General features: G+C 69.8%; 19 protein-coding genes and 2 tRNA genes. 8 read left to right on the top strand and 13 right to left on the bottom strand.

Annotated features, from left to right (window positions below):
* Positions 1-40: 40 nt before the first annotated feature.
* The 6 genes from flhA to fliF form a co-directional block, all read right to left on the bottom strand.
* Positions 41-2,203 (bottom strand): flagellar biosynthesis protein FlhA, encoded by a 2,163-nt coding sequence (flhA, locus tag ACWPN5_RS22260; protein WP_145681015.1) that lies wholly within the window; start codon positions 2,201-2,203, stop codon positions 41-43.
* A 35-nt stretch (positions 2,204-2,238) separates the two neighbouring features.
* Entirely contained in the window at positions 2,239-3,753 is a 1,515-nt protein-coding gene (locus tag ACWPN5_RS22255) for a sigma-54-dependent transcriptional regulator (RefSeq protein ID WP_492297411.1), read from the bottom strand.
* A 1-nt stretch (position 3,754) separates the two neighbouring features.
* On the bottom strand, positions 3,755-4,621 hold the full coding sequence (locus ACWPN5_RS22250) for a motility protein A (RefSeq protein ID WP_145681013.1): 867 nt from the start codon (positions 4,619-4,621) through the stop codon (positions 3,755-3,757).
* Positions 4,618-4,947 (bottom strand): flagellar motor switch protein FliN, encoded by a 330-nt coding sequence (gene fliN / locus ACWPN5_RS22245; protein ID WP_014198330.1) that lies wholly within the window; start codon positions 4,945-4,947, stop codon positions 4,618-4,620. Before fliN ends, ACWPN5_RS22250 begins: the two co-directional genes overlap by 4 nt.
* Positions 4,948-5,010: 63 nt before the next feature.
* Positions 5,011-5,781 (bottom strand): FliH/SctL family protein, encoded by a 771-nt coding sequence (locus ACWPN5_RS22240; RefSeq protein WP_145681012.1) that lies wholly within the window; start codon positions 5,779-5,781, stop codon positions 5,011-5,013.
* Positions 5,782-5,785: 4 nt separating this feature from the next.
* Complete coding sequence (gene fliF, locus ACWPN5_RS22235; protein ID WP_014198332.1) at positions 5,786-7,450, bottom strand: flagellar basal-body MS-ring/collar protein FliF; 1,665 nt, start codon at positions 7,448-7,450, stop codon at positions 5,786-5,788.
* A gap of 539 nt (positions 7,451-7,989) precedes the next feature.
* Between fliF and ACWPN5_RS22230 the strand changes: the two genes are divergently transcribed.
* Positions 7,990-8,514 (top strand): helix-turn-helix domain-containing protein, encoded by a 525-nt coding sequence (locus ACWPN5_RS22230; RefSeq protein ID WP_186465953.1) that lies wholly within the window; start codon positions 7,990-7,992, stop codon positions 8,512-8,514.
* Positions 8,515-8,774: 260 nt separating this feature from the next.
* Here ACWPN5_RS22230 and ACWPN5_RS22225 read toward each other — a convergent pair.
* The 3 genes from ACWPN5_RS22225 to ACWPN5_RS22215 form a co-directional block, all read right to left on the bottom strand.
* A tRNA-Ala gene (locus ACWPN5_RS22225) sits at positions 8,775-8,850 on the bottom strand.
* A gap of 29 nt (positions 8,851-8,879) precedes the next feature.
* Positions 8,880-8,966 (bottom strand) — tRNA-Leu (locus ACWPN5_RS22220).
* Between the two features lie 309 nt (positions 8,967-9,275).
* Positions 9,276-12,224 (bottom strand): hybrid sensor histidine kinase/response regulator, encoded by a 2,949-nt coding sequence (locus ACWPN5_RS22215; protein ID WP_492297408.1) that lies wholly within the window; start codon positions 12,222-12,224, stop codon positions 9,276-9,278.
* Positions 12,225-12,666: 442 nt separating this feature from the next.
* Between ACWPN5_RS22215 and ACWPN5_RS22210 the strand changes: the two genes are divergently transcribed.
* A complete protein-coding gene (locus ACWPN5_RS22210; RefSeq protein WP_492297407.1) occupies positions 12,667-12,855 on the top strand; it encodes a hypothetical protein in 189 nt (62 codons plus the stop codon).
* A gap of 117 nt (positions 12,856-12,972) precedes the next feature.
* The gene (locus ACWPN5_RS22205; RefSeq protein ID WP_200478801.1) at positions 12,973-13,455 is read left to right on the top strand and encodes a MarR family winged helix-turn-helix transcriptional regulator; all 483 of its coding nucleotides are present in this window, start codon (positions 12,973-12,975) and stop codon (positions 13,453-13,455) included.
* Between the two features lie 329 nt (positions 13,456-13,784).
* Here the strand turns inward: ACWPN5_RS22205 and ACWPN5_RS22200 are convergent, their stop codons facing one another.
* The gene (locus ACWPN5_RS22200) at positions 13,785-14,165 is read right to left on the bottom strand and encodes a hypothetical protein (protein WP_492297405.1); all 381 of its coding nucleotides are present in this window, start codon (positions 14,163-14,165) and stop codon (positions 13,785-13,787) included.
* A 116-nt stretch (positions 14,166-14,281) separates the two neighbouring features.
* Positions 14,282-15,898, bottom strand: coding sequence for a L,D-transpeptidase family protein (locus ACWPN5_RS22195; protein ID WP_492297404.1), 1,617 nt, complete (start codon positions 15,896-15,898; stop codon positions 14,282-14,284).
* Between the two features lie 365 nt (positions 15,899-16,263).
* Here ACWPN5_RS22195 and ACWPN5_RS22190 point away from each other — a divergent pair, with 365 nt between their 5' ends.
* On the top strand, positions 16,264-17,397 hold the full coding sequence (locus ACWPN5_RS22190) for a D-alanyl-D-alanine carboxypeptidase family protein (RefSeq protein ID WP_145681007.1): 1,134 nt from the start codon (positions 16,264-16,266) through the stop codon (positions 17,395-17,397).
* A gap of 10 nt (positions 17,398-17,407) precedes the next feature.
* Here ACWPN5_RS22190 and ACWPN5_RS22185 read toward each other — a convergent pair whose 3' ends face one another.
* A complete protein-coding gene (locus ACWPN5_RS22185) occupies positions 17,408-17,716 on the bottom strand; it encodes an Rdx family protein (protein WP_145672669.1) in 309 nt (102 codons plus the stop codon).
* 187 nt (positions 17,717-17,903) lie between these two features.
* Between ACWPN5_RS22185 and ACWPN5_RS22180 the strand changes: the two genes are divergently transcribed.
* From ACWPN5_RS22180 to ACWPN5_RS22170, 3 genes are read left to right on the top strand one after another with little or no spacing between them, the layout of a single operon-like run.
* Positions 17,904-18,491 (top strand): hypothetical protein, encoded by a 588-nt coding sequence (locus ACWPN5_RS22180; protein ID WP_492297403.1) that lies wholly within the window; start codon positions 17,904-17,906, stop codon positions 18,489-18,491.
* Complete coding sequence (locus tag ACWPN5_RS22175) at positions 18,488-19,528, top strand: ABC transporter substrate-binding protein (RefSeq protein WP_492297402.1); 1,041 nt, start codon at positions 18,488-18,490, stop codon at positions 19,526-19,528. Before ACWPN5_RS22180 ends, ACWPN5_RS22175 begins: the two co-directional genes overlap by 4 nt.
* 2 nt (positions 19,529-19,530) lie before the next feature.
* Positions 19,531-21,258, top strand: coding sequence for an ABC transporter permease (locus tag ACWPN5_RS22170; RefSeq protein WP_492297400.1), 1,728 nt, complete (start codon positions 19,531-19,533; stop codon positions 21,256-21,258).
* Positions 21,259-21,286: 28 nt separating this feature from the next.
* Here the strand turns inward: ACWPN5_RS22170 and ACWPN5_RS22165 are convergent, their stop codons facing one another.
* On the bottom strand, positions 21,287-22,288 hold the full coding sequence (locus ACWPN5_RS22165; RefSeq protein ID WP_492297398.1) for an ABC transporter ATP-binding protein: 1,002 nt from the start codon (positions 22,286-22,288) through the stop codon (positions 21,287-21,289).
* A gap of 165 nt (positions 22,289-22,453) precedes the next feature.
* Here ACWPN5_RS22165 and ACWPN5_RS22160 point away from each other — a divergent pair, with 165 nt between their 5' ends.
* Complete coding sequence (locus tag ACWPN5_RS22160) at positions 22,454-23,548, top strand: MBL fold metallo-hydrolase (protein ID WP_492297396.1); 1,095 nt, start codon at positions 22,454-22,456, stop codon at positions 23,546-23,548.
* Positions 23,549-23,598 lie beyond the last annotated feature (50 nt).

The following is a 23,598-nucleotide window of genomic DNA, read 5'->3' as shown; positions in this document are numbered from 1 at the left end:
CCCGCTCCCCGCCTGTCACACTGGTTCGTCATGGCCTGCATCAGATCTGCCCCAGGGTCTTGATCCGCGCCTTGGGGTGAATCTCGTTCTGCGACATCACCACGGTGGCCGGCCGGAACCGCTCGACGATCGAGCGGACGAAGGGACGGATCAGGGGGCTGGTCAACAGGACGGGGGTCTCGCCCATCATGGCGTGTCGCTCGAAGGTTTGGCGGACCGAAGTGATGAATTGCTGAAGCCGGCTCGGCGCCATCGTCAGTTGCCGGTCGTCGCCATCGCCCACCAGCGATTCCGCGAACCCCTGTTCCCACTCGGGGGACAGGGTGACGAGCGGGATCACTCCCATCTCGTTGATGTTCGCGTCGCAGATCTGCCGCGCCAGGCGCGTGCGCACATGCTCGGTGATCTGCGTGATGCTGCGGGTTTGGCTTGCCGCTTCGGACACGCCCTCCAGAATGGTCGCAAGATCGCGTACCGACACCCGTTCTGCAAGCAGGTTCTGCAACACCCGTTGCAATCCGCCCACAGTGATCTGCGCCGGCACCACGTCGGCGATCAGCTTCTGGTGCTCCTTGTCCAGCTCGTCCAGCAGCTTCTGCGTCTCGGTGAAGGACAGCAGCTCCGGCATGTTGTCCTTGATGAGCTCGGTCAGGTGCGTGGTGATGACGGTGGACGGGTCGACCACCGTGTAGCCCTTGAACAGCGCCTCCTCGCGGTAGCCCGGCTCGATCCAGATGGCCGGCAGGCCGAAGGTCGGCTCCACCGTCTGCTCGCCGGGCAGGCTCATCGCCTCGCCGCGCGGGTCCATGACCAGCAGCATGTTCGGGCGGATGTCGCCGCGCCCCGCCTCGATCTCCTTGACGCGGATGATGTAGGCGTTGGGCGGAAGCTGGAGGTTGTCCTGGATGCGCACGGCGGGCATGACGAACCCGACCTCGCCGGCGATCTGGCGGCGCAGCCCCTTGATCTGGTCGGTCAGCCTGTGGCTGCCCGCCTGCGGCTGGTTGATCAGCGACAGCAGGCCGTAGCCCAGCTCCAGCCGGATCAGGTCGATGGCCAGCGCCGTGGCGATCGGCTCGTCGGCCACCGGGGCGGCCCCGCCGCCCGGCCCGCCCATGCCCGCGGCCTCGGCGGCGGCAGCAGCGGCCTCCTCCGCCTCCTTCTTGGCGCGCATCTTCGGCAGATACCACGCAGCGGCCCCGACGACGGCGATCACCGGCAGGAAGGGCAGCACCGGCATGCCCGGCATCAGGGCCAGCAGCGTCATCGCGCCCGCCGACAGGCCGAGCGCGCTGACATGGTTGGTGAGCTGGCCGACCACCGCCTTGTCGGTGGAGCCGCCCGTGCCGGCCTTCGACACCAGGAAGCCGGCGGAGATGGAGATGACCAGCGCCGGGATCTGCGAGACGAGGCCGTCGCCGATGGTCAGCTTGGTGAAGGTGTCCAGCGCCTGCAGGATCGGCATGTCGTAGCGCAGGACCGCCAGCGACACGCCGCCGATGATGTTGATGAACATGATCATCAGGCCGGCGACGGCGTCGCCCTTCACGAACTTCGACGCACCGTCCATGGAGCCGAAGAAGGCGCTTTCGTCCTCCAGCTCCTTGCGCTTGGCGCGGGCGGTGGTCTCGTCGATCATGCCGGCGGACAGGTCGGCGTCGATGGCCATCTGCTTGCCGGGCATGGCGTCCAGGGTGAAGCGCGCCGCCACTTCGGCGATGCGGCCCGAACCGGCGGTGATGACCTTGAAGTTCACGATCGTCAGAATCGCGTAGACGATCACGCCGATGATGAAGTCGCCGCCCATGACGAAGCCGGCGAAGGCCTCGATCACATGGCCCGCCGCGGAGGTTCCCTCGTGGCCCTGCGTCAGGATCAGGCGGGTGGAGGCCATGTTCAGAGACAGGCGCAAAAGCGTGGTGATGAGCAGGATCGTCGGATAGGCCGACAGCTCCAGCGGCTTTTCGATGAACAGCACCACCATCAGGATCAGGACCGAGATGGTGACGTTGAGCCCGAGCATCACGTCGAGCAGCATCGGGGGCAGCGGCAGGATCAGCCCGACGACGATCAGCATGATGCCGGCCGCCATCACGATGTCGCCGCGCTTCAGCGCGCTCTTGGCGACGGCCGCCATGTCGGTCAGCGCGGACATGTTGCCGCCGCCCGCGCGTGCCCCCGGATTGTGTTCGGTCAATGCCATGCCGCCGCTCCTCCGCCTTTCCCCCGATCAGCGGATCAGTAGGCCGCCCGTTCCTCGGTCCCCGGCGGCGGCACCGGCACGCCCTCCTCGCTGTACTGCTTCAGCTTGTTGCGCAGCGTGCGGATCGAGATGCCCAGGATGTTCGCCGCGTGGGTGCGGTTGCCCAGGCAGTGCGACAGCGTCCCGATGATCAGGTCGCGCTCGACCTCCGCCACCGTGCGCCCGACGAGGCCCTGGACGGCCGGGGCGCCGGACGCGGCTCCGGCGTTGCCGTAGGCCGCGGCTCCCGCGGCGTGGCCCTGCGGCGGCGCGTAGGAGGTCGGGTAGCCGGGGGCCGGCTGCCCATAGCCGCGCGGCGCCTGGGGCACCGTGCCGCCCGGCCCGGCGAAGGGGTTGGCGACCGGCGAGTTGGTCGGGATCGACGCCTGCGCCGCCCCTTCCGGGGCGAGCAGCTGGCTGGTCAGCATGATCGCGTCCGGTCCGACCGTCTCCGACTTGGAGAGCAGGACGGCGCGGTGCATGGTGTTTTCCAGCTCGCGCACGTTGCCGCGCCAGTGGTGGGCGCGCAGCATCAGCAGCGCGTCGTCCGACAGCCGCTTCTCGCCCAGCCCGTTGGCCTGCGCGTATTTCTTCAGGAAATGGTCGGCGATCAGCGGGATGTCGGCCGGCCGTTCGCGCAGGGACGGGATGGCGACGCTGAACACGTTCAGCCGGAAATAGAGATCCTCGCGGAAGTTGCCGGCGCGGACCTCGTTCTCCAGGTTGCGGTTGGAGGTGGCGACCAGACGGACGTTGACCTTCACCGGCTGGGACGAGCCGATGCGGTCGATCTCCTTCTCCTGGATGGCGCGCAGCAGCTTGGCCTGGAGCCGCGGGTGCATCTCCGACAGCTCGTCGAGCAGCAGGGTGCCGCCGTTGGCCTCCTCGAAGCGGCCCAGCCGGCGGGCGACGGCGCCGGTGAAGGCGCCCTTCTCATGGCCGAACAGCTCCGATTCCAGAAGGTTCTCCGGGATGGCCGCGCAGTTCACCGCGACGAAGGGCGCGTCGGAGCGCCGGCTCTTGCGGTGGATGTAGCGGGCCATCAGCTCCTTGCCGGTGCCGCTCTCGCCGGTGATGAGGACGGAGGCGTCGCTGGGCGCCACCTGGTCCGCCAGCCGCAGGGTCGCCAGCATGGCCGGGTCCTGGCAGACGATGGCGTGGCTTTCCTCCGCCACCGCTTCCAGGACGGCGGCGATCAGCTCCGCGTCGGGGGGCAGGGGGATGTATTCCTTGGCGCCGGCGCGGATCGCCTTCACCGCCGCCGCCGCGTCGGTGCCGATGCCGCAGGCCACCACGGGAATGGTGATCCGTTCCGCCTTCAGGCTTTCGATGAAGGTCGCGATGTCGAGTTTGACGTCGATCATCACGAGGTCCGCCCCCGCCGCCGCGCGCAGGGCGTTCAGGGCGCCCTCGATGCTGTCGGTGTGGGACACCTTCGCCCCGCGCTGCATGGCGATCTTGCCAGCGGCGGTGATGTACCCTTCCAACGTTCCAACGATCAGCAGACGCATCTTACGCTCCCCTCGGAGAACCCCGGTCGGAGTCCCGGTCGAAGTACTGAATCCGCTTTCCAGGCGGAAGAACGGCGTTCAGGAGCATCTCCAGACGCCGCGGATTTTCCTGACGCGCGATGGATACCGCGCCGATGGTGTAGAGAGTCTTGACGAGCGCGTCCTCTTCCGCCGTCCGCTCCACCTTGGCGGCCAGCGGGGCCAGCGCGACGTTGCCCAGCACCGCCCCGTAGAAGGTGGTCAGCAGGGCCAGCGCCATGGCCGGGCCGATGCTTGACGGGTCGTTGAGGCTGCCCAGCATCTGGACGAGGCCGACCAGCGTGCCGATCAGCCCCATGGCCGGCGCCACCTCCGACGCCCGGCGCAGCACGCCGGCACTCTTGACCTTGCCGGCGCCCGACGCCTCGACTTCGCCGATCAGCATCCGCTCGATGTCGTCGGGCGGCAGCCCTTCGGCCACCAGCGTGACCGAGCGGTGCAGGAAGGACTCGTGCTTCAGCTCCGGCAGGACGTTGCGCAGCGTCTCCGGCGCCCGCCGCGCCGCCTCGGCGAGCAGCAGCACCTGCCGGGCCACGCCGCGCGGGTCGCTGGTCCGGTGGATCAGCACCGCCCCGGCGTCGCGCCACGCGATGGCCACGTCGGACAGCGAGAAGGAGGCGGTGGTGACCGCCAGCGTGCCGCCCAGCACGATGATGAGCGACGGCGGGTCGACGAAGGCGCGCAGACTGCCGCCCGCCGCCATGGCGACGAAGATGACCACGGCGGCGGCGGCCAGACCGACCAGCGTCGCCATGTCCACCCCGCCGCGCGGCCGGGCCGAACGCCCGCCCCGGCGGGACGATTCGGCGCTGTCTCGTGTGAGGCTCATCCGCGGTCCGACTTGATGATTTCGGTCATGGTGATGCCCAGCCGGTCCTCCACCACGACGACCTCGCCGCGGGCGACCAGACGGTTGTTCACATAGATGTCGATGGCTTCGCCGACCTTGCGGTCCAGCTCCACCACCGCGCCGCGCCCGAGCTTGAGCAGCTGGCTGACCTGCATGGTCGATTTGCCGAGCACGGCGGAGATCTGGACGGGGATGTCGTAGACCGCTTCCAGATCCTTGGCTGGACCCAGGCCGGTCTCATACTCCGCAATGTCGCTGCGGCCGCCGCCGTCCAACTCGTCGAGGGAGAAGCTGTCCTTGGCCATCGAAGTCTCCAGAAGCCCTTAGAACCTTAAAAAATCCTGTGCGCCATCCAACCCGCGGGGATGTCACCCCGGCGGGGCCTCCAGCAGGCCGGCCATCCGCCGTTCGATCTGGGCGAGCAGGCCGGCGGTGTCGCGCTCCACCCCGCCTTCGGCCCATTCGATCCGGCAGCTTCCCGGCGCGAGGCCGGAATCGCCCACCACCATCAGCTTGGCGCCGAAGCCGCGGGCGGCGATCACCTGGTCCAGATGCTCGCGCACCGCGTCCACCATGTCGTCGGCGACGCGCACCACCAGGCGCGGCTCGTCGATCAGGTCGGTCAGGCAGGCGCGCACCAGCCCTTCCACCTCCAGCAGCCCGCCGCGCCGCGCCAGTTCCGGCATCAGCTTGCGCACGATGGCCAGCGCGATGTGCACGGGCTGGTCGGCCCGCTGGGCGCTGGTGGCGTAATGCTCGTTCAGCAGATGCTGCACGCCGTTGCCGACGGTTTCCAGCGCGTTGGCGATCCGCGCCTGCACCGTCGCCTCGATCTCGACGCGGGCCTGCTCGTAGCCATCCTTGCGGCCGGCGTTGTTGCCGTCCACGAAGCCCTTGCCGTAGCCGGTCGACTTGCCGGCGGTCTCGCCCTCCGTGAAGCCGGCGGCGCGGGCGGCGGCCAGATCGGCCTCGCCAAACACCGGCGGCGGCGGCTCGGGCGGCAGCTCCGGTTCCGGTTCGGGCTCCGGTTCCGGCAGGGGGATGTTGTCGAAATAGTCGTCGTCGGCCTGATGCTGGCGGCGCGGCGGCGCGTCCACGTCGAAGGACTCGTCGAACAGGAATTTGCGGACCGAACTCATCGCGTCAGCTCTCCTGATACAGCCAGTTGCGCAGGATCGACACCGCTTCCTCCGGGTGCTTCTCCACGATCTCGCCCACCTTGCGCAGCGAGGAGGCGCGGACGCGGCCTTCGACGCGGTTGATGTCGATCATCTGCTCCAGCTCCTCGTCGGCCTGGGCGGCCTCCAGGGCGAGATCCTGGGCCAGGGCGCCGGTCGGCGCGGCCAGGGCGGCGGGCATGCCGCTCTGGTCGGCCAGCAGGCGGTCCATGTCGTCCTCCTCCTGCTGGTCGGCCTTCTCGAAGGCGCGGGTGATCAGCGGGCGGATGACCAGCAGGATGATGAGGACGGCGACGATGCCCAGCACGACCATCTCGGCGATGCGGAACAGGTCGTCCTTGGTCATGCCGAGGAACAGCTCCTCCGGCTTCTGGACGTCGTCTTCCGGCGACCAGAAGCGCATGTTGATGACTTCCAGCGTGTCGCCGCGCACGGCGTCGAGGCCGACGGCGGAGCGGACGAGCGCCTTGATGCTCTCCAGCTCCTGCTCCGGCCGCGGCTGGTAGGCCGCCGGGTTGCCGTCCCTGGGCAGGCTGTAGGTGCCGTCGACCAGAACCGCGACCGACAGGCGGCGGACCTGTCCGGACTCGCGGACGTGGTTCTTGGTGGTCCGGCTGATCTCGTAGTTGATCGTCTCTTCGCTGCGGTTCTGCTTGTTCTGCGAGATCGGGCCGGCGTTGTTGCCCGACTGCGCGGTCGGCAGGTTCTGGTCCACGGTGACCGGCGACAGCGGGTCGCGGTCGTGGCTCTCGTTCGCCTCCGTCACCGTCTGGGTGGAGCGGACGACCTGGCTTTCCGGATCGAAGATTTCGGATTGCGTGGTGATGCGGTCGAAGTCGAGGTCCGCCGACACTTCCGCCCGCACCTTGCCGTAGCCGACGGTGCGGCCCAGCAGATCCTCGATGATGCGGGCGACGCGGCTCTCGTAGGCGACCTTCTTCTCCTCCGCCGAGGCCAGCATGGCGTCCGCGCTGTCGTTGCCGGTGCCGCGGGCGAGCAGGGTGCCCTTGTCGTCGACGATGGAGATGCGGCTGGGGTCGAGGTTCGGCACGGAGGCGGCGATCAGGTGCTGGATCGCCTGGATGTTCTCGCGCGACAGCTGGGCGCCGGGGCGCAGCTTTATGAAGATGCTGGCCGTCGCCGGATTCTGCTGGCGCGCGAACAGCTCGCGCTTGGGCAGCACCAGATGGACGCGGGCGCTCTGCACGCCGTTCAGCGTCTGCACCGTGCGCGCCATCTCGCCTTCCAGGGCGCGCAGGTGGTTGATGTTCTGCATGAAGCTGGTGGCGCCGAAGCCTTCGCCCTTGTCGAACAGCTCGTAGCCGATGGAGCCGCCCGACGGCAGGCCGGCCGCGGCCATCCGCATGCGGGTCGGTCCCACCTGCTCGGCGGCGACCATGATCTTCGTGCCGGTCTTGTCCACCGTGAAGGGGACTTTCGCCTCCTCCAGCTTCTTGGCGATGGCCGCGGCCTCGGTGGGCTGGAGTTCGGCGTAGAGAAGCTCCATCTCCGGGGTGGAGAGGCGCGTCATCAGGTAAACGAAGAATCCGATCAGGAGCAGGCCGACGCCGCCGATGGCGGCCAGGCGCGCGGGACCCAGGTTGCGCAAGGTCTGCAGAAGGTTGTTCACGCGCTAGTCCCCGATCGGATGCCCCGGTGATCTCCGGGAAGTTCTTGATTTCGCAGACGCAGAATAGGGAATTTGCAAAAACCGCGCCGGTCCTTGCCTTAAGCGCGCATGCTGGCCTGTCTTGATGAAGAGAGCGTTAATTCATGGGCAGAAATTGCCCAGTGCCCGGCAAAATGTGCCTACCGATGCGCGCCGGCAACGCTCCTTTGCCGACCGGCGGGCGAGAAGCGGAGCGGCCTCTCTCCGTAAAGGCGCGGCGTTGCGATTGTTTCCGAGGCAAGCAATTAAAAATTACCTCGAAAGAAAGAATGATCTGCTTGCATATACCCATTCTCTTTCTAGGGTTTGTTTGGACGTAGGTAGTAAATATCGCAGCGGTGGTTGACTTTGCGACCTCGACGTCATAGCTGAGTTGCAATGGTCGCTTGTCCGATACCAAAAAGATCGTGGCACAAGCACGTCGGAATCTTTCCAACGCAAAACCGAATGTTGCTTCGCGCGACATGGGGCTTTGCCACCGTTGCCGATGGGGGAATGCCGTGAAAAGACGTGGACGTGAGAAGAAGGAAGGCCTCAACGAGGTCGATGTGTTTGTTGGGCAGCGCCTGCGCGAGTTGCGCATGCTCGCCGGTTTGAGTCAGAGCGATGTCGCGTCCGCTCTGGGTCTGACCTTCCAGCAGCTTCAGAAGTACGAACGTGGTTTCAACCGGGTTTCGGCCAGCCGGCTGTTCAAGCTGGCGCAGTTCTTCCGGGTCCCGGTCTCCGTCTTCTTCGAGGGGCTGGAGGAACGCCACGCCGCCCAGGAGGCGGGAACCGTCAGCCCGCAGGCGGAAGAGACCGAAGGCACGCTGCGCTCCCGCGAGGCGTTGATGCTCGCCCGCTATTTCCAGAACATCCGCGATCCGGAGATCCGCGGGGCGATCCGCGAACTGGCCGAGCGCTGCGCCGACCAGGCCGACGGTGCCGGCGACCCGGCTCTTGGCGCGGAGGTCGGGGTTGTCGATCCGCCCGCCGCGCGGGGTCGCCGCGGGCGTGGTGCCGGGCACAGCGTCGGGCAGGCGTGAGGCACGGGCGGGGTGGCCGCGGACTTGGTTCCACGCGGCTTGCCCGCCCGGTTCGAAGGGTAGCCGGTTCAAGGTCTTGACCGGCCCCGCCATCCGCGGCGGGGCGTGGCGGACCGCTTCGCCTTGTCGCCTCAAGCCCCCAGAGAGGCGTCCGGGCGCGCGGGCCGGCGCACCGGGTCCGCGCCGCGGCATCGGATCAGCCGCGGCGCCGGGACCAAAAGGAAAAAGCCAGCAACCCGTCGGGGTTGCTGGCTTCATGATGGTGGAGCCAAGGAGGATCGAACTCCTGACCTCTACAATGCCATTGTAGCGCTCTCCCAGCTGAGCTATGGCCCCACTTATGATCAGACCAACACAAGAAGTGTTGGTGCGCTTGGAGGGACTCGAACCCCCACGGCCTTTCAGCCACTAGGACCTGAACCTAGCGCGTCTACCAATTCCGCCACAAGCGCATCGTCTGCTCTTTGTCCCGCATCCCTTGGGGCGACGCGGGAGCGCTGATATAGCCGTGCCGACGGCGGTGCTCAAGCGAAATCGTTCGGGGCGGTCATTTTTTCGGGGAGGACGTCCGCTCCCTTCGGCGCACCCCGGACACGCCGGACGCTACGACTTTCACCCTTTCGCGCGGGGAGGGGCCCGTCGCTATCTTCAGTCTGCCCCAAGGGCGTGTGCCTCCCTGTTTTGCACCTCAAGAGCCCGCCGTCCGACCGGACGGCGGGCCACTTTCTTTGTCCAGCGGGCTCAACCCGCCGCGGGGCTCCTCACAGCGGAAGACGCTCACCCTCCGCCCCGGTCATGGCCTCCGCCGTCCTCGCCCGCTTCGCCAAGGCGCGGTCCAACGCGCGCCGGAGCTGGCGCGGGGTCACCGGCTTGCGGATCACCTCCAGCCCATGCGCGGCGGCGTCCGTCTCGCATTCCGGACCGGCTTCTCCGGTCAGGATCACCGCGGGCACGTCCCGTCCGGCCATGGCGCGGACCCGCACCACCGCCTCCGTCCCGACCCGCCCCTCGCGCAGGCGGTAATCGACCAGCATCACGTCGGGCATGCGCCCGTCCGCCTCGATCTTCGCCACCGCCTCGTCGGTGGAACCGGCGATCCGCACCTCGTAGCCCCATTCCCGGAACATGTCGCGCAGCCCCAGCAGGACGATGGCGTCGTCGTCCACCAGCAGGGCGCGCGGAGCCTCGCCGCCGCCGGTGAAGGCGGAAGCGATCACGGACGGCGGGGCCGTCTCCGCCGCCGTCTCCACGGGGGCGACCGGCACGGTGACGGCGAAGACGGACCCGCGCTCCGGCTGGGATTTCACCTCCACGGGATGATCGAGGATCGCCGACAGCCGCTGGACGATGGCGAGGCCGAGGCCGAGGCCGCGCGCCCGGTCGCGTTCCGGGTTGTTGAGCTGGTGGAACTCCGCGAAGATCCGGGTCAACTGATCGGGCGGGATGCCGATTCCGGTGTCGCTGACCTCGATCCGCACCCGGCCGCCTTGCGTCCTATTGCCCGATGCCCCGTTGCCCGGTGCGCCATCGCTCTGCATCTGGACGGAGATCTGCACGGCCCCGCGCTCGGTGTACTTGACGGCGTTCTCCAGCAGGTTGCGCACCATCCGGCCCAGCAGGACGCGGTCGCTGAGCACCGTCGCCGCCTGGTCCTGCACGATGCGGAAGGCCAGCCTCTTGCTCTCCAGGATCGGCGCGTAGGAGGCGGCGATCTCGTCCAGCAGATTGTTCAGGGGGAAGGGCTCCACGCGCGGATCGACCGCCCCGGCGTCCAGCCGCGACACGTCCAGCAGGCTGTCCAGCAGCCCCTTCAGCGTGTCCAGGCCGCGCTCCAGCATGTCCAGGCTGCGCTGCCCCTGTTCGTCGCCGACGAAGCGGTGCAGGACGCCGGTGAACAGGAACATGGACTGCATCGGCTGGCGCAGGTCGTGGCTGGCCGCGGCGAGGAACTTCGACTTGGCGCGGTTGGCCTCGTCGGCCTCCTCCTTGGCGCGCTGGAGCGCCAACTCCATCGCCTTGCGCTCCCCGACGTCGCGCAAGGTGCAGATCGCCAGGGTCGTTCGACCGTCGGCGCCGCGGACCGGCGTGGCGCTGACCGACAGGGTCATGGCGGTGCCGTCGGGCCGGGTGTAAGGCATGTCCTCCTGCTCCACCGTCTCGCCCATCCGCAAGGCACGGGACAGCGGGCAGCGCCCCTCGCCGAAGCAGGCGCCGCCGTTGCAGGCCCGCGTGCCGTCGCAGCCGCAGCCGGCGGCGGGAGGCGGTGGGCCGCCGAGCAGGCTGAGCGCCGTGTCGTTGACCTTGACGATCCGCCCGCTCGGCGCCTCCGCCACCAGCAGCCCCGAGGGCAGATGGTCCAGAATGGCCGTCAGCAGGCTGCGCTCGGCCTCCAGCTGCCGGGTCAGGAGCGTGCGCTCGTCCTCCAGGCGCCGGCGCTCCGTGGCGTCCCGGAAATAGAGGGCCAGCCCCTTGCGCGAGGGGAAGGCGCGCACGGCGAACCAGACGCCGCTGCGCGGCCCCTGCGTCTCGAACTCCACGGCTTCCCGCCGCTCCATGGCCTCCTGCAGGGTCCGTCCGGACTCCCCGCCCATCAGTTCCGCGAAGGCCTGCCGTCCGTTCCGGCCCACGGCCTTCCCGGACTCGGACAGCAGGGCGCGCGCCCGTTCGTTGACGAAGACCACCCGCCAGGACCGGTCGAGTTCGGCCACGGCGTCCGTCGTGCTCTCCAGGACCGAGGCTTTCTCGACCACCGTCTCCAGCATCCGCTCGCGCACGCGCAGGAACTGCCGCATGCCCCAGGCCGCCCCCAGGCAGGTGAGCAGGAGCGCCCCGCCGAACAGCGCCAGCGACAAGGCCATGGCGTCGCGGACCGGGCGCAACGCCGCATCGCGGTCGATCCCGATGGCGATCATCGATTCGCCGCTGCCGGTCTCCAGGGGGGCGGACACCACCATCCGCTCCACCCCGCCGGTCTCGAAGACGGCGACCGACCGGGTCCCGCGCGCCGCGCGCATGGCCTGGAGCATGGCGGTGGGCAGGGGTTGCCCGATGGCCTCGGGGGCCTCCGGCAGGCGCGCCACCGCATGGCCCTGGCGGTCGGCGATCACCATCTCCATGCCCGGCGGCAGGGGGCGGCGGCCCAGATTCTCCTCCAGCCAGCGGGCGTCGAGAAGCACCGTCACCACGCCGTCCGGCGTGCCGTCCGGCGACGGGTAGGCCAGCCGGAAGGGCAGGATGGGGCGCTGGTTGGGATAGCGCAGCCCATACTCGCCCATCGTCAGGGCGCCGCTGGCCAGCGCGTTCTGGAAGGTGCGGATGCCGCCGAGATCGACGCCCAGCGAGACCGGATCGGTCGCGCACCACACGCGGCCCGTCCGGTCGGCCACCTCCACCGACAGATAGGCGGGATAGCGGGCGCGCAGCCGGTCCATGGCCTGCTGGCAGGACGGCGGCCCCGCCTGCGGCACGCCCGATTCGACGATCGTGGCGAGCACCTGCCGCGCCTCCGCGGCGATGCGCTGCTGCTCGGCGTCCAGCAGATCAAGGAGGCGCAGGGTGTCGTTGCGCACCTCGTTTTCCCGATCCTGCCGCAGGCTGTGCTGCGTCATGAACTGGAGCGCCGCGAGCGGCACCACGGCGGCCATGATCAAGAGAAACAGACGCAGATAATGGGGCATCGCCAAGGGAATCTGATGAAGGAGGTCGGCCATCCTTGCGCCCGAACGGGGCGAACCGCTGCAAGTGGCAACCGGAACAGGATCGTCGGTGGTGGATGTTCTCCAAACTCCACAGCGCGTTCATGCCACACGGGGGCACAGATGCAACGATTAACGGGCCGGATAACTCCATTTTGATTCCGCCTCGGCCCACCGCCCGGCGGCCATCGGATCACGCGGCCTCACCACCCGATGGCCGAGGGCCGCCACAACCGTCGACGCGGTGGTCGTGACCGCGCTTGCCGCTTCTCCCAAAGCAACCGACTCCCGGTCCCGGACATGCGCGTCATGCGTGGCGGTCGCCGCGGACGTAACCCTCCCGAGCAAACCAGGGTCCCGTTCGCAACGAATCATTTTCATGGCGCCGCTCGCATTCCCGTAATATTTCTCAATTGTAATTGGAGCCCCTACCACCGTCTTTCCACGCGAGCCGACCATGCCATGGAGCCGCAATCCCTCTTACCAAGCCATCCTTTTGCTGCGCCGGCACAGCCGGGAGTGCCGCGGGTTGGAAACGCGCGAGTATCTGGTCGCGGTGGAGCGCCGGATGGTTCAACTCCTTGATTTGGAGCGGCGCGAGACGCGCGACGGCGCGGCAGCGTCGATCTGTCAGGCGGCGGAGTGACCTCGCCTTTCGTCATATTTCAGAACGGTAATGTCGTAAGGCGCTCCTGAAACACAACCGACACAGATCGGTGTTAAAGGCCAACGTGTCGTTCATTGACACGAGGCCACCGCGTTCATGGCTCTCCCGACCGAAATGGCCGGCACCGATTCTGCCGACGGCAGGGAGGGTTGCGACGTCGCCCTTTGCACCGTGCCCGCAGAGTCCATCCACAGCCGCATCCGCCGCGTTCATCAGCGGGCCACCGCCATGCTGAGCGAAGCCCTGACCGCCTTCAACCTGACGGCACCGCAATGGGCGGCGCTGGCGGCGCTGCACCAGCATGGGCCGATGTCGCAGATCGACCTTGGCCGCAGCATCGCGATGGACCCCGCCACCATGCAGGGGGTCGTGGTGCGGCTGATCGACCGCGGCTACCTCCTGCGCAGCCCCGACAGTCTGGACCGCCGCCGCAACCTCGTCCGGCTGGCCGACAGCGGACGCCGGGTGGTGGAGGCGGCCGGGCCAGCCATCGCCCAGGCGGAAGCCGAACTGACCGGGCGCCTGTCCGCGGACGACCGGACCCGGCTGGCCGAACTGCTGGCCCGCCTGTGCGCGTGAGCCCCGGCCGTTTCCCGGAGGTCATGTCGCAACGGTCTGTGGGGCCAATGGTCCGGGTTAGCCCGAGTTATGCACATTCGCCTGAACGGCGTCCTTGACTCTGCGAATGTTGCTTTTTTGTTTTTCCAGACCGGTTCGAAACCGTTGAAACCCGCAAAAGTCGGGCAATTCCGCCTTTTCAGAAGTGCCTGAAATTTGGGCAACTTGGTCAAGGTCGCGGATTCCCGGCCATGCTCACAGGTTGCTCCCGGATTCGCTCACAGAGTTACCCACAGCTTCTGGGGATATCCCGATATTGCGGATAGAGTTGCCCGCCGACGGCCCCCACCTCAACCGGTCACCCGCCACTGGCCGTCCGGATCGAGGCAGGCGGTTCCGACCAGCGTCGCGGGGCGTCCGCCGACGACGCCGGGCATCTGGAAATCGCGGCAAGGGCGCCCGCCGGGGCCGAGATAGGTGGGGGAGGTCCGGGTGGCCAATGGCGCCGCCGGAACCGGCTGGGGGACCGGCACATAGACCACGGGCGGCGGCACGTAGAGGGGAGGCGGGACATAGAGGGGCGGCGGAAAGCCGAAAGCCAGCGGCAGCGAGACGCTGAAGCCGAAGAAGTTCCCCCCATGCCAGCCGCCGGCCAGCGCCGGCGCCGGCATCATCAGAAGGGCGGGCAGGAGCAGGGCGCACAGTCGCGCCGGAGTCGGGAAGGGGATCATCGCGCACCTCCACCGCGGCGCGGGACGCCGCCATAAGCATAGATGGGAAATGAAAAAGGCGCCGTCGAGACGGCGCCTTTTCTACGTTCGGCAAAGCGTGCTCCTGCGCGGCGGCGTCACATCGCCGTGCGGACGGCCTCGGCCCCGTTGCGCGTGTCGGCGGCGCGGGCCGGGGTGGCCGTGGAGGAGGACTGGGCGGGCGTCGGGGCCGGGACCGGAGTCGCCTGCGGGGCGGCGGCCGGGGTCGGGCGGACGGGCTTGGGCTCCACCCGGCGCGGGGCCGAGACGGTGCCCGCGGCGGCCGGGGCCTGGGTGGCCGAGGTCGGAGCGGACGGGCTGGAGGGCACATCGTCGTAGATGCCCGGATGCACCCGCACGGTGCCGTCGCTCTCGACCGTGGAGGTCCAGTAGACGAAGCGGACCGGCACGGCGTTGGGCAGGGAGACCGTCTTGGTCTTGCCGCTGTCGAGCTGCCGTTCGATCGCCGCCGAGTCGAGCTTGGCGGGGCGCAGCAGCGTCTCCGCGACCATCCGCGCGTCGGCCAGCCGCACGCAGCCGGAACTGGCGGCGCGCAGGTCGCGCTCGAACAGCCGCGGGTCGTTGGTGCCGTGCAGGAAGATGCCGTCGCCGTTGGTCAGGTTGAAGCGGAAGCGGCCGAGCGCGTTGTCGTCGCCGGGCTTCTGGACGATGCGGATGCGCTCCGGCGTCACCTGCCACCAGTTGATGCTCTCCGGCACCACCTCGACCCCGTCCAGATAGACGACGGCGTCCTTGATGCCGGTGTTGCCCTTCTTGCGCAGCACCGGCAGCTTGTCCTCGACCAGAACGGTCGGCGGCACGGTCCAGGTCGGGTTGATCGTCACGCTGGTGACGCGGTCCTGGAGCAGCGGGGTCTGGCGCGACGGCCGGCCGACCACGGCGCGCATGGTGAAGTTCAGCTTGCCGCGCTCGATGAAGGACACGGTCTGGCTGGGCAGGTTGACCAGGATCACCGTGTCCGGAACCGACGCCTGGAAGGCGCGCATCGACGCGGTGGCGCCGCGCATCAGCTTGGCGGCCTCCTTGGGCGTGCGGTCGAGCGCCTGGCGCGTGACCTCGCCGACCTTGCCGTCCTGCATCAGCCCTTCGGAGAGCTGGAAGGCGCGGACGGCGGTTTCGAGGTTGTCGTCGAAGGTCTCCGTCCACTGCTCCTGGTTCAGGAAGCCCAGCTCGATCAGCCGGGTGGACAGGCGGCCGACGCGGTCGGCGGCGCGCGCCCGCACCTGGATGGTCAGGGCCGGGGGCGGCGGCAGCACCTCCACCACCGTGCCGGGCGTCGCCGTTCCGCTCAGCGCGTTGCCGGGCGTCGCCGACGGATCGGCCTGCGGGATCGGCTCGGCGGGCGGGGTCACGACGACCGTCGGTGCGGTCCCGGCGGCGGGGGCGGTGCCCTCCGGCACGTCGGACGGGCGCACCGGGCCGGGAGCCACCACGTCGACCATGCCGCCGTCGCCCTTCTTCAGGACGGAGCCGTAACCGACGCGCGTCTGCTGCACGCGCGGCATGCCCTCCAGCTCGGCGGCGCGCTGGTCGATCCGCGCGATCCAGGTTCCCACGACATCCCGGCCCGTGGAGGTGCCCGAAGCGGTGGACGGCGCGGCCTGAGCGGGCAGGGCGAGCAGCCCGGCGAGGAGGCCCACGGCGATCCTCGCTCCGAGGGCGGGCCGGGCGCAGGTGCGAATGGTCGTCAGCATAATCGAAGCATCCCACGCGGCGATGAACAGACGGCTAACAAAAGGCTCTGTCCGGACGTGAGGTCGCATGGACGACACGCGGGAACCAGCGCCCTTTCGGCATAAGACATCTGACGTCCGCGGCGGCGCGGCACAAGTGACATCGCGTCGGATGATGCTTCTGTGCCACAATGTGCACAGCAGAGTTGCCGCTGCGACACAGGCAACCGCGGAGCCGTGGGCGATCGATGGGTACCAGCTGATTGGTAAACGGCACCGCTCACGCCGGAACCGCAAAATCACACAAGGCGCCAGAGATTCGACACATTTTTTGTTAACCGCTTTCAGGGTACAGGAGGCGACCATCTCTCCATCCGGTCGCCATCATGCCGCGTTCGCCGTACGGTTTCGTTCTGCCGCTGCTTCTGTCCCTGGCCGTCGCCACGCCCGTCGCCGTCAATCCCGTGGACGCCCTCGCCAAGGCGGCCCAGGAGACGGTGCACAAGCAGGCGCCCAAGCCCACCGCCAAGACGGCCGCCAAGGCTGCGCCCCAGAAGGCTGCGGCCTCCAAGACCGCGGCGAAACCCGCCGCCGTCCGGACCGCGCACAAGGTCGCCACTCATAAGGCGGCCACTCACAAGGCCTCTTTGCGCAAGGCCGCCGTCCACCGCACCGGCAAGGCGCGCCGCGCGGGCCGGGTCGCCGCCGGAGCCGCCGCCGGCACCGTGGCGGGGGCCGCCGTCTTCCGTCCGGTCCACGCCTATGTGCTGATGGACGCGCAGTCGGGCCGGGTCCTCGATTCGGAGAACGCCGATACGCTGACCTATCCGGCGTCGCTGACCAAGATGATGACCCTGCTCCTGACCTTCGAGGCGCTGGAGCGGGGCACGCTGCGGCTGGACCAGGAACTGCCGGTGTCGCGCCACGCCACCAACCAGAAGCCGTCGCGCCTCAACCTCGCCGTCGGCTCGACCATCCGGGTGGAGGACGCGATCCTCGCCCTGACCGTGAAGTCGGCCAACGACGTCGCCGTCGTTCTCGCCGAGGCGATGGGCGGCAGCGAGGAGCAGTTCGCCGAGATGATGACCGCGAAGGCGCAGGCGCTGGGCATGGCCAGCACCACCTTCCGCAACGCCTCCGGCCTGCCGCACAAGGAGCAGCGCACCACCGCCCGCGACATGGCCCGCCTGTCGCGCGCCATCGTGTCCCGCCCGGCGCGGGAATACGCCTACTTCTCGCGCACGCGCTTCGACTGGAACGGCACGGTGGTGCCCGGCCACAACCGGCTGCTCGGCCGCGTCGAAGGCTACGACGGCATCAAGACGGGCTTCATCAACCTCAGCGGCTTCAACCTCGCCGGCAGCGCCAGCCGCAACGGCCAGCGTCTGGTCGCCGTCGTGCTGGGCGGCACGACCGCCGCCTCCCGCGACCGCGAGGTCGCCGAATTGCTGGAGCAGGGCTTCGGCGCCGCGCCGCCCAAGCAGACGGTGGCCGTCACCGACGTGAAGGCCGTCCGCTAAGCGATTCCCCTTACGGCTCCGCCGGCCGCTTGCGGTCGGCGTGGCCCAGGGGCTTGTCGGGGGCGATGTGATCGCGCACCCGCTGCTTCAGTTCGGTGATGTCTGGGAAGCGGCCCTCCGCCTTGCGCGACCAGACCACAGCCTCGCCGTGCCGCACCTCGAAGATGCCCCCGGTGCCGGGCATCAGGGTGACGCCGCCCAACTCGTCCTCGAAGGTGGTCAGAAGCTCCTGCGCCATCCAGGCGGCGCGCAGCATCCAGCGGCACTGGCGGCAATATTCGATTTGAAGGATGGGCCGGTCGGGGGCTTCGCTGGTCACGGTCCGCGCTCCTTTCGCTATGGCGGTTGTTCTGAGGGTGCTGCCGAACGGCTTGTCTACCAAGCCCTTCGCGCGATTCTGTTGGAAAAGGGGCGTAGCGGCCTCCCCACAGAGCGGTATCGCCAAAGACGCTTTGCTTCATGCCCCCTTCCGGCGCTTTCCTGAAGCCGGAGCAACGGGGTGGAGCATGCCGGTACACACAGCCAAGCGTCTGTGGAGCGAGGAAGCGGGCTGCGGATTCTGCATGCGGTCGGAAACCGGTTCCCTGTGGTGCCGGGGCCTGTGCCGTGACATCTCCCTGGCCGAACTTGTCCACCGCGTTCACGCGGTCCGCGACAACGCCATGCGGCTGGAGGTCTCCACCCTGCTGGTGACGCGGCCGGCGCCCCTGCACGCCGTGCCCGACGACAAGAACGCCCCCGCTGCCCGCGCCGCCCAGCTCCGTGGTGCGGCGGTGGACAGCATGGTCCGCAGCCTGTACCGCCTGCGCAAGAGCGCCACCGCGGTGGCGCGCTCCGCCGACCGGCTGGAGGCCACCCGCAACGCGCTGGGCCTCGGCAAGGACGAAACCGCGTCCGCCGCCCCCCTTCCGCGGGCCGTCCCCTTTCCCTGTGCCGTCCCAATCGGGTATGACGCTGCAAGACCGTCCGGAACGGCCGCCGTCACGCGGCTGTCATGGTTCTGGCGTAAACAAGGGCCTTCGTTCGCATACCGGGGCACTCCAGTGAGGCTCCGGATCGGCGGAGACGACCAGAGAGGGAAACGGGAGACATGAAGGCCAAGCGCACACACCTTGCCGCGGCGTTCGCGGCCATCGGGACGACCATCGCCGCCGCCGCCGGCGCGTTTCTGCTGGCCTTGCCCGCCCAGGCTGCCGCCCAGACCAACGCCGACAAGCTGGCCGGCAAGCTGGTCCTCTACACCTCGCAGCTCGAAGCCGACGCGAAGCAGACGGTGGACGCCTTCAAGGCCAAGAACCCCGGCGTCGAGGTCGAGTGGGTCCGCAGCGGCACGACGGAGCTGATGAACAAGCTCCGCGCCGAGATCGCCGCCGGCAGCCCGCAGGCCGACCTGCTGCTGATCGCCGACGCGGTGACCATGGAGTCGCTGAAGGCGGAGAAGCGCCTGCTGGCCTACACGGACGCGCCGGTCCAGGGCTACCGCCCCGGCACCCACGATCCGGACGGCACCTGGTTCGCCACCAAGCTGATCACCACCGGCATCGCCTACAACACGGCGGCGCCGATGAAGCCCTCCTCCTGGCTTGACCTGCTGAAGCCGGAAGCCAAGGGCACCACCGTGATGCCCAGCCCCCTCTATTCCGGCGCCGCGGCCATCCACATGGCCGCCGTGAAGGAGCAGCCGGATCTCGGCATGGCCTTCTACGAGAAGCTCCAGGCCAACGGCACCACCGCGGCCAAGGGCAACGGCGGCATCCTGAAGTCGGTGGCCAGCGGCGAGAAGCTGTACGGCGTCATCGTCGATTACCTGCCGATCCGCGAGCAGGCCAAGGGCGCCCCGGTCGCCTTCGTCTTCCCCAAGGAGGGCGTCAGCGCGGTGACCGAGCCGGTGGCCATCCTGAACACCAGCAAGAATCCCGACGCCGCCAAGGCCTTCATCGCCTTCCTGCTGAGCAAGGAGGGCCAGGAGCTGGCCTCCCGCCAGGGCTTCCTGCCGGCGCTGCCGGGGGTGGCGCCGCCGGCCGGCTTCCCGGACACCTCCTTCATCTCGCTGATGCCCTATGACCCGGCCAAGGCCCTGAAGGACGACGAGGCCAACAAGAAGGACTTCGCCGACCTGTTCGGCGGCTAAGGATGAGTTTGGCAACACTCAACGACCGGCGGCCTTTCCACGCCGCCGGTCGTTTTTCCGTTTCCGGGGCGCCGCTGCTGTTCGCGCTGGCCGGGCTGATCGTCCTGCTGCCGATCCTGCGGCTGGTGTGGGAGGTCGCCGGGCCGATGGCCGGGGGCGACCTGACGGCGCTGACCCGCGTGCTGACCTCCAAGATGACGTGGCGCGCCACCGGGAACAGCGTCGCCATCGCGGCGGGGGCGACGGTCGTGGCGGCGGCGCTCGGCGTGCCCTTTGCGCTGCTCTGCGGGTTGACCGACCTGCGCGGCAAGACGGCGCTGGCCTTCTGCCTGATCCTGCCGCTGATGATTCCGGCGCAGATCGTCGCCCTGTCGTGGATTCACCTCGCCGGTTCGGGCAGCCCGCTGCTGAAGCCGCTGGGCCTCGCCCCGGCGCCGGGCACGCCGAACCCGGTCTATTCCTCCGCCGGGATGATCCTGGTGATGGGGATCGAGCACGCGCCGCTGGTCTTCCTGGCGCTGCGCGCCGCCCTGCGCGCCGTGCCGCGCGATCTGGTGGAGGCGGCGCAGGCGGCGGGCGCCCGTCGCGGGCGGGTGCTGCGCACCATCGTCCTGCCGCTCAGCCTGCCGGGGCTGGCCGCCGGGCTGGCCTTGTCCTTCGTCGCGGCGCTGGGCAATTTCGGGGTTCCGGCGCTGCTCGGCATCCCGGCGGGGATTCCGGTGCTGCCGACGCTGATCTACCGGCGGCTGGCCGGGTTCGGCCCGTCCGTCCTGCCGGAGGTTGCGGTTCTGGCCGTGCTGATCGGCGCCATCGCCTGCGTCGGCATCGCCGCGCAGATGGCGCTCCAGGCGCGGGTGGACGCGCGGGTGATCGGCGGCTCGGCGCCCGCGGCGGTGCTGCGGCTGGGCCGGGCGCGGCGCCCCTTGGAGATCCTCTGCTGGACCGTGGTGGCGCTGATCCTGGCGGCGCCGCTGGCGGCGCTGGCCTCGACCAGCCTGATCCGCGTCTATGGCCTGCCGCTGGGACCGGAGACGGCGACGCTGGCGCATTACGCGACGGTTCTGGGGCTCGATCAGGTGGGACGGGCCTTCACCAACTCCTTCGTGCTGTCGGGGGCGGCGGCGCTTCTGCTGATCCTGCTGGCGATCCCGCTGGCCCACGCCATGGCCGGGCCGGGAAAGGGCGGGCGGCTGGTCCGCGCCGTCGGCGTGCTGATCGAGCTGCCGCACGCGGTGCCAGGCGTGGTGCTGGCGATCGGCTGCATCCTGGTCTTCCTGAAGCCGCTGCCGCTGCTGGGCGTCGGCCTGTACGGTACGCTGGGAATCATCCTGGCGGCCTATCTGGCGCGCTTCCTGTCGCTGGCCCTGCGGCCGGCCCAGGCCGCCTGCGCCGCGCTGGACCCGGCGATGGAGGAGGCGGCGCGCGCCTGCGGCGCCGGGCCGTTGCGCCGCCTGCGCACCATCGTGGCGCCGCTGGTGGCGCCCGCGGCGGCGGCGGGCGGGGTGCTGGTGTTCCTGACCGCCTTCAACGAGCTGACCGTGTCGATCCTGCTGTGGTCGCAGGGGCGGGAGACGCTGGGCGTCGTCGTCTACGCGCTGGAGGAGGGCGGCAGCCCGACGCTCGCCGCGGCGCTCAGCGTGGTGACGATTGCCGTGGTGGTGGCGGTGCTGCTGGCGGTCGGCTGGCTGGGGCGGCGGCTGCCGGCGGGGATCATTCCCTGGCGGGGATGAGGGGCTGAACGGGGCCCCCACCCTCACCTCACAGCCCCTCCGGCACCACCCAGCCGTCGCGCACCGCGAGGCGCAGCGCCTCGCCCGGCGCGACCTGCGCGTCGCCGGACACCCGCAGCAGCAGGCGCACGCCCGGTGCTGCCTGCGGTTCGGCCTCCACCAGCACGAAGCCGCCCTTGTAGGCGGCGCGCACCACGGTCGCGGCGATGGGACCGTCCGCCGCCGGCTCCAGATCCTCGGGCCGCAGGCAGACCAGCGCCGGCCCCTCCGGTTGGCCGGCACGGCAGCGGACCAGCGCGTCCGCCCCGATCAGGCGCACCCGCGCGCGGCCGTCGGCGACCGGACCCGTCACCACGCCGTCCACCACCGCGCCCTGGCCGACGAAGCCGGCGACCATACGCGTCGCCGGTTCGCGGTAGAGCGTGCGGGGCGCCGCCACCTGGGCCAGCCGCCCGCGGTCGAGCACCGCGATGCGTGTCGCCAGCGCCATCGCCTCCGCCTGATCGTGGGTGACGTAGACCATGGTGGCGCCGGTCTTGGCGTGGAAGTCGGCGAACTCCTCCTCCATCGCCGCGCGCAGATGCACGTCGAGGTTGGCGAGCGGTTCGTCCAGCAGCACCAGCTCCGGGCTCATCACGAGGCAGCGGGCCAGCGCCACGCGCTGCCGCTGGCCGCCCGACAGCTCGGCGGGGTGGCGGGCGTCGAAGCCCGACAGCCCCACCGTGTCGAGCGCGGCGCGCACCCGCTGCTCGCGCTCCGCGCGGGGAACGCGGGCGGTCTCCAGCGGGTAGGCAACGTTGCCGGCCACCGTCATGTGCGGCCACAGCGCGTAGGACTGGAAGACGAGGCCGATCCGCCGCTCCTCCGGCGGGACGTGGGTGCCGGGGCCGGACAGGGTTCGGCCACCGACCGTGATGCGCCCGCCGTCCAGCCGCTCGAACCCGGCGACCATGCGCAGCAGCGTGCTTTTCCCGCAGCCCGACGGGCCGAGCAGGGCGAGGAACTCCCCCGCCGCCACGTCGATGGTCACGCCGTCCACCGCGGGAGCGGGTGTCCCGGCATAGTGGCGGGAAGCGTCGTCGATCAGCAGGGCGGGAGTTCTGAGTGGTCATGGCACCGGAAGTCGCGCTATTCAGGAAGGCGGCGAGGGATAGGCACAGTGCGGAACGGGGGCGTGATGTCAAGTGACGCTGCTATGACGGGGCGTGGACAGAAGGTCCGGCTGCGCGCCTTGTCGGGCCTGGGGAACAAGGGGCCGGCCTGCTTCCTGGCGATGATCGGCGGGGCGCGGCTGCTGCTCGACCTCGGCGAGGGGCCGGACGCCGGGCGCCTGCCGCCGCTGAGCGGAGCGGGGCGGGTGGACGCCATCCTGGTCACCCACACCCACGGCGACCACGCCGGCGCGCTGGGCCTGCGCCACCGGGTCGGCAGCCCGCCGGTCTACGCCACACCGCTGGCCGCCCGCCTCCTGCCGCCGACCGTCGCGGCCCTGCCGCTGCCGGTGCGCGGAACGGTGGAGATTCAGGGCGTGCCGGTGACCACCGGGCGGTCCGGCCACGCGCCGGGCGGGGTGTGGATTCACCTGGGCACGGAGGACGGCGGGATTCTCTACATGGGCGACCATTCCGACGAGTCGGCCTTGTTCCCCTTCGACCCGCCGCCGCCGGCGCGACGGGTGATCCTCGACGCCTCCTACGGGCTGGACGACACCCCGCAGGCGGAGCGGCTGGCCGCGCTGGAGCCCTTCCTTCACGCGGGCGGCGCGCTGTTCCCGGTGGCGGCGGACGGGCGCGGGCCGGAGATGGCCCTGTGGGCGCTGGAGCATGGCGTCGTCCCGGCCATCGACGACGCCCACCGTGCCGCCATCGCCCATCTTCTGGCGGAGGCCGACACCGCCCTGCGGCCCGGCGCGGAGGAACGTCTGCGCCGGCTGCTCGACCGCGCCAAGGAACCGGGCGACCCGCGCGACGTGACCTTCGCCGCCGGCCCCAACGCCACCAGCGGCACCGCCGCCGAGTTGGTGGAGCGCTGGGCCGGGTTGGAAGCACCGGACATCGTCTTCACCGGCTACCTTGCCGAGGGCACCCCGTCGCGGACCCTGGTCGACGCGGGCCGTGCCCGCTACCGGCGCTGGAACGTCCACCCGACGCTGCGCCAGCTGACGGCGCTTGTGGCCGCCACGGGGGCGGAGCGGGTGCTGCCCGCCTTCGGCGACATCCGGCACCGGGAGGGCTGGCGGGCCGCCTTCGCCCCGGCCACTCTGGAGGGGCTGGACGGTCCGGAGGGCTGACGCGCGAGAGGATCGCCGCGGACATCCTGTTGGCATGGCTTGTCCCTTTG

The organism is Azospirillum sp. UENF 211521, from assembly GCF_058780535.1.
Note: the sequence above shows the minus strand (reverse complement) of the source record. Positions and strands in the feature narration are given on the sequence as shown.